Raw genomic sequence first — 10,184 nt, 5'->3', positions numbered from 1 at the left:
CTCAGTGAAAAGCAGGTGGTGGCGTTGCTCGCAGCGCAGAAAGATCTCGACGGCTTTGTCGCCACTCCCGGAACGAACGCAGCGGTCCTTGCCCAGATCGATGGTGTCGCCAAGAAGCATGGTTTTGCAAATTACGCCGAGTATACGATCCTTTTCGACAATATCGGTCTCGCAATGGCGGGCATCGATCCGAAGACGAAGACCTATGTGGGGCCGGTTGCCGTGATCAAGCAGAAGATCGCCACCGTTCAGGCGGACAAGAGCCTCTCAGCCGAAGACAGGAAGGAGGCGATCGACGATCTCAATGCCAAGATGGCGTCGCCACCGCCAGCTGTCGAAAACAAGGGCAATATCGATCTCGCGATCAAGTATTACGACAAGCTCGCCGTCGCGCTGAAGGACGACTGATCGTCGGAATGGCGACCTGCGTTGTTGGTCGTACATGCACCATAATCGGGTAATGGGCGGAAGATCGGCAACCGAGCAGCCGGGGAAGGGACGACCGGCCGCTGCGATCATTCAGCCACGATTCAGCTGCAGCATTCCATCCTCTGCCCACCGGGCTCGTTGAACCGGTTTCGCTCCGCGATCGACTTTCCCTGGTCGCTCCAATTTGCCGAGGAGATCTTCATGCGTTCCATCCTTCGCCCCGTCATCGCCGCCCTGACCATCGCAGGCTTTGCAACGATTCCCGTTGCTGGCGCTGCATATGCGCAGGCGCAGAAACAGCCCGCCGCAAAACAGACGCCGCCCACACCGGCACCCACCGCAGCTCCCGCGCAAAATGCGCCGGCGCCAAAGCAGATTGCGCTGACTGACAAGCAGATCGAGCAGGTGCTGGCTGCGCAGAAGGATCTTGATGCGGTGACCGCCAAGCTGCCGCAGCAGGAGCCTGACAAGCCGGATCCCAAAGTGGTCGCGCAGCTCGATGACGTCGCCAAGAAAAACGGCTTTGCGAACTACGGCGACTACAACGACGTCGTCGAAAACATCATGCTGGTGCTGGGCGGCTTCGATCCGCAGACCAAGAAATATGTCGGCCCCGAAGTGGTCTTCAAGCAGCAGATCGCGGCCGTGCAGGCCGATAAGAAAATGCCGGCCAAGGACAAGAAGGCCGCGCTCGCCGATCTCAACGCCGCGCTCAAATCGCCGCCGCCAGCAGTCGAGAACAAGGGCAATATCGACCTCGTCGGCAAATATTACGACAAGCTGGCCGCAGCGATGCAGAACGACGAGTAAGTCCGCCATTTCCATCGCGCGGCTTGGACTTCTGAAGATCGGGGCCGCTATGCGGTCCCGATTGTCGTTGGAGGCCTGGCCAACGCTACGAAATAACGCCTTGGCGTGCTCCGAATTGTTGTCTAAGCCCTCGTTGTTCCGGCTTTCACGAGCCTTTCATTGACGCGGGAGACCGACATGTCGAATCCGAAAGAAGTTCCCGCCCTCCCGCTGAAGGGCTACAGCCTGTTGGACTTCCAGCCCGATCCGACCGTGGTCGGCATCTCCTTCGACACCGAGGCGGGTGTGTTCATGTTCGTGGCCACCAAGGAAATCCTCGACATGCTCGGCCAGGCTTTTATCCACAAGGCCGCCTCAATGCCGTCGCGCGAGCAGAGTTGAGACAAAGCTGTTTGCCGCTCCGGAATCGGGTGGCGAATGGCTGAAGATCGTCGCAAACTCCGGACCTCACCACATCGGATGCTGATGCGATCGATGGAGGCTCATATGACCGACGTTCAGTTCACTCTCTTCGACACCGCCATCGGCCGCTGCGGCATCGCATGGGCCGATCGCGGCATCGTTGCTGTGCAATTGCCGCAGCCAGACGAAAAACAGACCCGTGTGCGCATCAAGCAGCGCCATGCGGAGGTCGTCGAGGCCGCGCCGCCGCCTGCGGTACAGGCAGCCATCGACGGTATCGTCGAACTGATGACCGGCAAGCCGGTCGATCTTCTCGATATCGATCTCGATCTCACCGACGTCCCCGAATTTAATCGCAACGTCTATGCGATTGCCCGCCAGATCCCGCCGGGCGCAACGCTGACTTATGGCGATATCGCCAAGAAGCTCGGCGGTGTCGAACTGTCACGCAATGTCGGGCAGGCGATGGGGCAAAATCCGTGTCCGGTGATCGTGCCGTGTCATCGGGTGCTGGCTGCCGGCGGTAAGCCGGGCGGATTTTCGGCCAATGGCGGCGTCGAGACCAAGCTCAAGATGCTCGCCATCGAGGGCGCGTATGTGAATCACACGCCCTCGCTGTTCGACTAGATCTGCCGCAAGATCGCCGCAGGCCTGACGCAGGATTTTCGCAAGCTGACGTGAAATTGCGTCAGGTCGCTTTTCGGTTCTAACCCTTTGGCGGAACGGAGATCTTCACCGATTCCCGCTGCAACATCTTGTTGTGGAAAGCGTCGAGTTTCGGAAACGCCTTGCGCCATCCGCAATCCGGGAAGCGGAAGTCGGCATAACCGAGCACGCAGACGAGCGCGATCTGCGCCGCATCCATCGGACGCGTCAGAATGTCCGGATGATTTTCGAAACGTGTGAGCCCCTGCCATGCGCGATCCCACTGATCGTCATACCAGGCCTGCCACAACAGCTCTTTCGGGCGCACGCCGACTTCGTAGCGGCACAGCAGCATCGCATCCGTCATGCCCTGCAGCATCGAATGCTCGCTCTTCACTTTCCAGCGCGCCGGACCCGCGGCCGGGATCAGCTTGTTGCCGCCGGCGAGCTCGTCGAGATATTCGGTGATGACATATGAATCCACGATGACATTGCCGTCATCGAGGATCAGCGCCGGCAATTTCCTGACTGGGCTGATGTCATGCGAATAGGCTTCGTTTTTCTGGGTGGGGGCGACAGCGGCAGGCGTCAGTTCGATCTTGTCGATCAGTCCGAGTTCGATCGCCGCGATGCGCACCTTGCGTGCAAAGGGCGAACCCGGAGAAAAAGTCAGCTTCATTTTTGGTCCTTTACTCAGTTCTATTGGTCGTCATTGCGAGCGCAGCGAAGCAATCCAGTCCTTGCTTTGTGGCCTTCTGGATTGCTTCGTCGCTTTCGCTCCTCGCAATGACGAGGAGAGTGATGCGCCTTAAGCCGCAACCACTTTCTGTTTCTGCTCGCCGAGCTTCTCGATGCCGAGCGTCATGACGTCGCCGACCTCGAGGAATTTCGGCGGCTTCATGCCGAGGCCGACGCCGGGTGGCGTGCCTGTGGTGATGATGTCGCCGGGCATCAGCGTCATCATGCCGGACAGATACGAGACGATCTGCGGCACATTGAAGATCATGGTCGCAGTCGAACCCGTCTGGCAGCGCTTGCCGTTGACGTCGAGATACATGCTGAGCTTGTGCACGTCGCCGACTTCGTCTGGCGTCACCAGCCACGGGCCGAGCGGGCCGAACGTGTCATGCGACTTGCCCTTGGTCCACTGGCCGCCGCGCTCGATCTGGAAGAAGCGTTCCGAGACGTCGTTGCAGACGCTGTAGCCGGCGACATATTTCAGCGCATCGGCTTCGGTCACATATTTGGCTTTGGTGCCGATGACGATGGCGAGTTCGACTTCCCAGTCGAGCTTGGTCGAGCCGCGGGGCTTTTCCACATCGTCATTGGGGCCGCACAGGCTGTTCAGCGCCTTCATGAAGACGATCGGCTCCGACGGAATCGGCATGCCGGATTCGGCGGCGTGGTCGGCATAGTTCAGGCCAATGGCGATGAATTTCGGCTTGCCGCCAACGGGCGAGCCAATGCGCGGCGAGCCGCTTACGGCAGGCAGCGACGCCGGGTCGAGCGCAGCGAGCTTGGCAAGATTGGCAGGCGCAAATGCATCGTCAGCCAGATCCTTCACCTGGCCGGAGAGGTCACGCAGCTTGCCGTCCTTGTCGATCAGTCCCGGCTTTTCGCTGCCGAACGCGCCGTATCTTACGAGCTTCATTGTCGTCTCCCTTGGGGCTTGCCTGAAAGGTTGTGGAACAGGGCGCGGGGAAATTCAACCGCGCGACAGAAAGGTCAGAGCCGCAAAAATCAGTGCTGCAGCGCGGCAAATCTGAAAGCATCGCCCTCGCGCATGATGTGGCCGGCGCCGAAGTGACCGCCGATCACCAGTGTCGGCGTATCTGTGAAACGTGAGAACAGTGCGCGCCGCGATACGGCGGATTGCAGGGGATCGGCATCCGCCGTGGACGACCAGTCCAGATGCGCCATCTGCACCGGATGATGTGCAGCGTCGCCCGTTAGCAGCGCTTCCTCGCCTGCGGATTTAATGTGCACGCTCATATGGCCGGGGCTGTGGCCTGGCGTCGGGATCAGCGAGATCTCGTCCGAGAGCTGTGCGTCACTGGCAACGAGATCCATCAGCCCGGCATCGGCGATCGGCTTTACGGAATCGTTGAACACGGCGAGATGCGACGCCGTATCGCTATGCGCCGCCCAGTAGTTGTATTCGTGCTGCCCGAACACATAGCGTGCATTAGGGAATGTCGGCGTCCATTGGCCAGCGACCAGTTTTGTATTCCAGCCGACGTGATCGACATGCAGATGCGTGCACAGCACCGTGTCGATACTGTCCGGCGCGAAGCCCGCCGCCGTCATGTTTTCGAGGAACGGCGTGTGCAGATTATTCCAGGTCGGCACCGAACGGCCCTGCTTGTCGTTGCCGAGACACGTATCGACTATGATCCTTTGCGTCGGCGTTTCCACCACCAGCGCATGGATCGACATTTTCAGCCGGCCTTCAGGAGTTGCAAATTCCGGCATCAGCCACGGCAGCGCATGGACCTCATCGGGGCCGACCTGCGGGAGAATGAAGCGTGTGCTGCCAATCGTCTCGCCTTCGATGATCTGCGTGATCCTGACTTTGCCGACCGTCCATTGCATCAGGCGTTCACCCTATTGTTTTTTCGGGCTGGAAGATGCGGGTTTCCGCCTTTGCGTGCAATGGATCATCTCGCGGGGCTGCGCGTTGTCTGGGTGGAACATCAAGCCCTGCAGGGAGGAGCATGCGATGCCAGAACTAGCGATTTCATCCGAGAAAGTGGGCTTCCTGATCGAGAAGGCCCGGCAGTTCGATGCCAAGGATATCGCCTCGGATCCCGATTCCGGCTCCAATGGTGCGGACGACGACATGATCGATGTGTTGGAGGACAATGGCGAAGATCCCGTGGCGCGGGAAATCGCGGGCTTCATCAGCGCGCTCACCGAGGACGAGCAGATCGACCTCGTCGCCCTGATGCGGCTGGGACGCGGCGACGCCACCATCGATGAATGGAGTGACTTGCGCCGCGAGGCCGCAGAGGGCCGCAACGGGCGCACAGCGCGCTATCTGCTCGGCGAGCCATTGCTCGGCGATCTCCTCGCCGAAGGCCTGGAAGAATTCGGCGTCGATTGGTCCAGCGAACGCACCACGCCGGTCCATTGAGCGCGTAACACAAAAGCAAAAGGCGGTCGGCATGCGAGCCGATCGCCTTTTCGCGTCTTGAGATATCGCCGCTTACATCGTGCCGGGGAAAGCGCCGCCATCGAGCACGATGTTCTGGCCGGTGATGAAGCCGGATTTAGCGCCGCACAGCCAGGCACATGCCTGACCGAATTCATCGGCTTCACCGAAGCGGCCCGACGGATTTTCAGCCGCGCGCTTGGTCAGGATCTCGTCGACCGAAAGACCTGTCGCCTTGACCTGACCGGCGGCAACGCCCTTCAGGCGATCGGTGTTGAACGGGCCGGGCAGCAGGCCGTTGATGGTGACATTCGCACGCACGGTCTTGCGCGACAGGCCGGCGATGAAGCCGGTCAGGCCGCTGCGTGCGCCGTTCGACAGGCCGAGCACATCGATCGGCGCCTTCACGGCGGCCGAGGTGATGTTGACGATGCGGCCGAACTTGCGCTCCATCATGCCGTCCACCGTCGCCTTGATCAGCTCGATCGGGGTCAGCATGTTGGCGTCGATGGCCTTGATCCAGTCGTCGCGGGTCCAGTTGCGGAAATCGCCGGGCGGCGGGCCGCCGGCATTGTTGATGAGGATGTCGATCTGGCCGGCTGCCTTCAGTGCAGCTTCGCGGCCTTCGACCGTGGTGATGTCACCGACGACTTCGGTGACCTCGACGCCCGGATAGGCCTTGCGGATATCGGCAGCGGCTGCCGCCAGCACGTCGCCGCCGCGTGCAGTCATCGTGACATGCACGCCTTCTGCGGCCAGCGCTTCGGCGCAGCCACGGCCGAGGCCCTTGCTGGATGCGCAGACAAGCGCGCGGCGGCCTTTGATTCCAAGATCCACGATATCACTCCTGAAGTTGTCGAATTGGCGAAGAAAAGAGGGGCCAGTCTAGCTCGTCGCAAGCGGCCTGATAAGGGCACCGACGTCAGAGCCGGTGCGCGCGTTTCCATTGCTCGATGGTGGCAGTCACGTCCGGCGGCAGCGATTTGACGCCCTTCTGCCCGGCCAGCGACAGCAGGGGCCGCAGCTGTGAGCCGGTCATATAGGCTGGCTGCCTGTCGGCCGGCACAAGCTGGTCGAAGATCAGCACCAGCGTCACCGCGATCAGGCCGACGCGAATGGCGCCGAGCAAAGCGCCGCCGAGCCTGTCGCCGATGCCGATCTCGTGGCCGATCATGTCGTTGATCGCCATGCGCAGCAGCGAGCCGAGCACGATGCCTGACACGAGAAAGATCGCGAAGAACAGCAGTGAATTTTGCGTGGTCGAAGCGGCGGCGGCGCCGGACAGTTGCGGAGCGATCAGCCCGGTGATCCAGACAGCCATCGGCATGGCGATCAGATAGCCCAGGATGGTGACCGCACTGCGCAACAATCCGGCGCGAAAGCCGATGACCATGGCGACGATCAGGCCGACATAAACGACGACATCGAAACTGTTCATCGCGGCTTCGTCCCCATGCGGCAATTCCGCGTCAAAGAAATCGGCGGAGCGCGGCGGTTTGCGATCGCGGCAAGGCCGGGTATCACTAGGGCAAAATCAAAGGGAAATGCCATGTCCGGGATATTCGACGTCAGTAAAGAAACCATCCTCATCACCGGAGCCTCGCAGGGCCTCGGCCGGCAATTTGCGCGCGTGCTGTCCGCGCATGGTGCAGCTGTGGTGCTCGCAGCGCGGCAGATGGGCAAGCTAGAGAGCCTGCAGAAGGAAATCACGGACAAGGGGGGCCGCGCTGTCGCGGTGTCGATGGATGTCACCGACAATGCCTCGATCGCAAGCGCGTTCGATGCCGCTGAAGCTGCGCTCGGGCCGGTCAGCGTGCTGATCAACAATGCCGGCATCGCGGTGGAGAAGATGGCCATCGATCAGACTGAGGCGGATTGGGACGCGGTCATCGGGGCCAATCTCAAGGGCGCCTATTTCGCGGCGACCGAAGCCGCGCGCCGCATGATCGCGCATAAAGTGGAGGGCAATATCGTCAATATCGCTTCGGTCCTCGGATTCGGGCTGACCAAGGCGGTGTCGCCTTATGCAATCTCGAAAGCCGGCATCGTGCAGGCGACCAGGGCACTGGCACTGGAACTCGCCGCTCACCGCATTCGCGTCAATGCGCTGGCGCCAGGCTACATCGATACCGACATCAACCACGCCGCCTGGGACACGCCCGTGGGCGAGAAGCTGATCAAGCGCATCGCGCAGCGCCGGGTCGGTCATGAGAGCGACCTCGACGGTGCCATTCTGTTGCTGGCCTCGCAGGCCTCGCGCTACATGACCGGCAGCACCGTGACTGTGGATGGTGGCTTTCTGCTGAACTAGGCCGCCAGAGGGCGTCCAGCGGGTCTTTGAAGGCTGTTTGGCTCTGTGCGGTCCGTCACTGGGTCGGACTGTGCCGAAACAAGGCAGATTGGCGCGTTTCCGGACCGTCATAAAAGCGCAAAAAGATCGCCGCAGCCCCTTTCCAAAGCAGGCTGGCATTGGTACATACCCCTCGCACCGAGGGCTTTGCCCCGGTTGCCTTCTCAGGAAGCCTCCGGACTGGGATCGATCGACGCCTTGGCGTTGGCCGACTTCGTTTCGTCTCTGGTTTTCCGAAAGGTTTGGCGCGGGGTGGAGCAGCCCGGTAGCTCGTCAGGCTCATAACCTGAAGGTCATAGGTTCAAATCCTATCCCCGCAACCAAACCAAAAAACAAAGCCCAGCAATCTCAATGGATTGCTGGGCTTTGTTTTTTGATGCTGGAATTGGCACCAGTAACATCAATCATTAGCCTGTAGGCTCAGGTCACCCCGCAACCAATTGCGGAATGCAAAAACGCTACGCGAACGGCGATGATGGCGTAGTCCTGCGTGTCAGGGAGGCGGGCTCGAGAAATGCTTGGCCTTACGGATCGTTGACGCGCAATCCGATCATCCCTGGCGTCGAACAGCGGGGGAGGCCACCCTCTGCTGATTATCATATGCGGCTTGAATATGGTCCTATGGCTTCGTCTTCCTCCAACGGTAGCGATCGTGAAGGTCGGCAAGCAGCTAGATTTCTGTGATCCCAGCGGTCGAGCTCCTCCATGTCGATGTCGGGCGGGCGGCCCATAATCGGAAAGTCGAGATTGTCGCCGCTGAGTGCGTTGCCGATTTCCTGCTGGTTGCTGGTTGCTGGTTGCTGGTTGCTGGTTGACAGCTTGACGCCGACGTTCGGGTAGAGCTTCGAAAATTCGGAGATCGTGAATGGTGCAGAATATTTCGAGGTGTTGACAGCGCCGATCGAGATCCGGCCGGCGATCTTGCCCATCATCATTTCCAGTGAGGTTTTGCAGTCCGCGATCGCGGCCTGGATACGCTCGGAGAGCGACTAGCACCTCGCGCCCGGCGTCGGTCAGTATGCCGTCGCTGCGGCGCTGAAATCAGCGGCAGGCCTTCCAATGCCGGCAGATTGCGCATTTGCGGCGTGACCGCGGCGGGCTGCGTCAGATGCAGTTTTGAGCCGCAGCCGTGACCGAGCGATCGCGGTGAACGGCGGTCAGCGCGCAACTGGCGAAGGGTCAATTCCCGCAGAAACCGGCCCACCATCGTCAACACCTCTATAAGGAAAACTTTGTCCCGGCCAAAGATAAGAATATTTTACTAATTTTGCAAACTGGGATGTTGTTGGTGCGCGGACGGCCGAACGGCACGACGCTTTGAAATGGCCCCGCAGAGGGCAGCGACGAGGGAACGGCCATGGATGAACGCGTGACATTGCGTTCGCATCTCGATTGTGCGGGGGCAAAGACGCCGAACCGGCTTGCGATTGCCGCCGTGATCGAGGGAATCGCCGCCGCATCCATCGACCTCGCCGACGTCATCGCCGACGGCCCGCTGGCCGGCATTACCGGTCGTCTCAGCGGCGTGAATTCCGACGGCGACGCGCAGAAGGACATCGATCTTGTCGCGGACAGGATGATGCGCCGCGCGCTGCTCGTGACCCCCGTCGCCGCGATTCTGTCGGAAGAGGCAGAATTGCCCGAAATCCTCGATGTCGCTGCGCCGCTCTGTGTCGCGATCGATCCGCTGGATGGCTCTGCCAATCTTGAGAACAACATTTCGGTCGGCACCATCTTCTCGATCCGCCCGCGCGGCAACGATGCGGTTTCCACCTTCTTCGAGCCCGGCACAGCCCAATGCGCCGCGGGCTTCGTGGTCTACGGTCCCCAGACCACGCTGGTGCTGGCGCACAACGGGCGTGTCGACATCTTCATCCTGGACCGCCGCGCGCGTGAATTCCTGCTCGTCGCACAAGGCGTCAGGATTGCGCCCAATACGCCGGAATTCGCCATCAACGCGTCGAACCGGCGGCACTGGCACGGTCCGGTGCGGACCTATATCGACGAATGCCTGGCCGGCATTGGCGGCGACGGCGGTGCCGATTTCAACATGCGCTGGATCGGCTCGCTGGTCGCCGAGTCACTCCGCATTCTCGTCCGCGGCGGCGTGTTCCTTTATCCGGCCGACGCGCGCCCCGGATACCGCGAAGGGCGCCTACGCCTTTTATACGAAGCACACCCGATGGCGTTGGTCATGGAGTGGGCCGGAGGCTCCGCAACCACCGGCCGTCGCCGCATCCTCGAAGTCTCGGCGCGAACACCGCACCAGCGCGTGCCGCTGATCATGGGCTCGATGCGCGGCGTTCGCGACGTCGCCGCCATTCACGAAGGGATCGAACCGATGTTCGACAATAGCGACGCGCCGCTGTTTGCGCGGCGCGGCCTGTTTCGCTGAGC

General features: G+C 61.0%; 13 protein-coding genes and 1 tRNA gene (1 of these 14 only partly in view). 8 read left to right on the top strand and 6 right to left on the bottom strand.

The annotated features are described in order from the left end of the window. From AB7828_RS17810 to AB7828_RS17795, 4 genes are all read left to right on the top strand, one after another. Window positions 1–408, top strand: the 3' portion of a protein-coding gene (locus AB7828_RS17810; protein WP_441230773.1) for a hypothetical protein. Its footprint begins 132 nt before the window's first position; 408 of the gene's 540 nt are visible here — the last part of the coding sequence; the start codon falls outside the window, past its left edge; its stop codon occupies window positions 406–408. A 222-nt stretch (window positions 409–630) separates the two neighbouring features. Beyond that, entirely contained in the window at window positions 631–1,239 is a 609-nt protein-coding gene (locus AB7828_RS17805) for a hypothetical protein (protein ID WP_441230772.1), read from the top strand. Window positions 1,240–1,416: 177 nt separating this feature from the next. After that, window positions 1,417–1,620 carry a hypothetical protein gene (locus tag AB7828_RS17800; RefSeq protein ID WP_068729147.1) on the top strand — a complete coding sequence of 68 codons (204 nt, stop codon included), beginning with the start codon at window positions 1,417–1,419 and terminating at the stop codon, window positions 1,618–1,620. Window positions 1,621–1,725: 105 nt separating this feature from the next. Next, the gene (locus tag AB7828_RS17795; RefSeq protein ID WP_093757381.1) at window positions 1,726–2,268 is read left to right on the top strand and encodes a methylated-DNA--[protein]-cysteine S-methyltransferase; all 543 of its coding nucleotides are present in this window, start codon (window positions 1,726–1,728) and stop codon (window positions 2,266–2,268) included. A 79-nt stretch (window positions 2,269–2,347) separates the two neighbouring features. Here AB7828_RS17795 and AB7828_RS17790 read toward each other — a convergent pair whose 3' ends face one another. The 3 genes from AB7828_RS17790 to AB7828_RS17780 all read right to left on the bottom strand — a co-directional run bounded on the left by AB7828_RS17790 (window position 2,348) and on the right by AB7828_RS17780 (window position 4,878). Beyond that, on the bottom strand, window positions 2,348–2,965 hold the full coding sequence (locus AB7828_RS17790) for a glutathione S-transferase family protein (RefSeq protein WP_441230771.1): 618 nt from the start codon (window positions 2,963–2,965) through the stop codon (window positions 2,348–2,350). Window positions 2,966–3,094: 129 nt separating this feature from the next. Then, window positions 3,095–3,937 carry a fumarylacetoacetate hydrolase family protein gene (locus AB7828_RS17785; protein WP_441230770.1) on the bottom strand — a complete coding sequence of 281 codons (843 nt, stop codon included), beginning with the start codon at window positions 3,935–3,937 and terminating at the stop codon, window positions 3,095–3,097. An 89-nt stretch (window positions 3,938–4,026) separates the two neighbouring features. Beyond that, the gene (locus tag AB7828_RS17780) at window positions 4,027–4,878 is read right to left on the bottom strand and encodes an MBL fold metallo-hydrolase (RefSeq protein ID WP_175367644.1); all 852 of its coding nucleotides are present in this window, start codon (window positions 4,876–4,878) and stop codon (window positions 4,027–4,029) included. A gap of 127 nt (window positions 4,879–5,005) precedes the next feature. Here AB7828_RS17780 and AB7828_RS17775 point away from each other — a divergent pair, with 127 nt between their 5' ends. Then, window positions 5,006–5,419, top strand: coding sequence for a DUF3775 domain-containing protein (locus tag AB7828_RS17775; RefSeq protein WP_175367645.1), 414 nt, complete (start codon window positions 5,006–5,008; stop codon window positions 5,417–5,419). 72 nt (window positions 5,420–5,491) lie between these two features. Here the strand turns inward: AB7828_RS17775 and AB7828_RS17770 are convergent, their stop codons facing one another. Continuing rightward, on the bottom strand, window positions 5,492–6,274 hold the full coding sequence (locus tag AB7828_RS17770) for an SDR family oxidoreductase (protein WP_441230769.1): 783 nt from the start codon (window positions 6,272–6,274) through the stop codon (window positions 5,492–5,494). An 85-nt stretch (window positions 6,275–6,359) separates the two neighbouring features. Continuing rightward, on the bottom strand, window positions 6,360–6,875 hold the full coding sequence (locus AB7828_RS17765) for a CvpA family protein (protein WP_441230768.1): 516 nt from the start codon (window positions 6,873–6,875) through the stop codon (window positions 6,360–6,362). Window positions 6,876–6,986: 111 nt separating this feature from the next. Here AB7828_RS17765 and AB7828_RS17760 point away from each other — a divergent pair, with 111 nt between their 5' ends. Together AB7828_RS17760 and AB7828_RS17755 are read left to right on the top strand one after the other, a co-directional pair. Further along, window positions 6,987–7,748, top strand: coding sequence for an SDR family NAD(P)-dependent oxidoreductase (locus AB7828_RS17760; RefSeq protein WP_441230767.1), 762 nt, complete (start codon window positions 6,987–6,989; stop codon window positions 7,746–7,748). Between the two features lie 285 nt (window positions 7,749–8,033). Further along, window positions 8,034–8,110 (top strand) — tRNA-Met (locus AB7828_RS17755). Between the two features lie 273 nt (window positions 8,111–8,383). On the opposite strand, the gene AB7828_RS17750 is transcribed toward AB7828_RS17755, so the two are convergent. Next, entirely contained in the window at window positions 8,384–8,716 is a 333-nt protein-coding gene (locus AB7828_RS17750; protein WP_441230766.1) for a hypothetical protein, read from the bottom strand. Window positions 8,717–9,144: 428 nt separating this feature from the next. Here AB7828_RS17750 and AB7828_RS17745 point away from each other — a divergent pair, with 428 nt between their 5' ends. Further along, window positions 9,145–10,182 (top strand): class 1 fructose-bisphosphatase, encoded by a 1,038-nt coding sequence (locus AB7828_RS17745; RefSeq protein ID WP_441230765.1) that lies wholly within the window; start codon window positions 9,145–9,147, stop codon window positions 10,180–10,182. Window positions 10,183–10,184 lie beyond the last annotated feature (2 nt).

Origin of the sequence: Tardiphaga sp. 215_C5_N2_1 (genome assembly GCF_052076055.1) — a bacterium.
In the GTDB taxonomy this organism is placed as follows: domain Bacteria; phylum Pseudomonadota; class Alphaproteobacteria; order Rhizobiales; family Xanthobacteraceae; genus Tardiphaga; species Tardiphaga robiniae.
The sequence above is the reverse complement of the archived record's forward strand: the minus strand, read 5'-3'. Positions and strand labels throughout refer to the sequence as shown.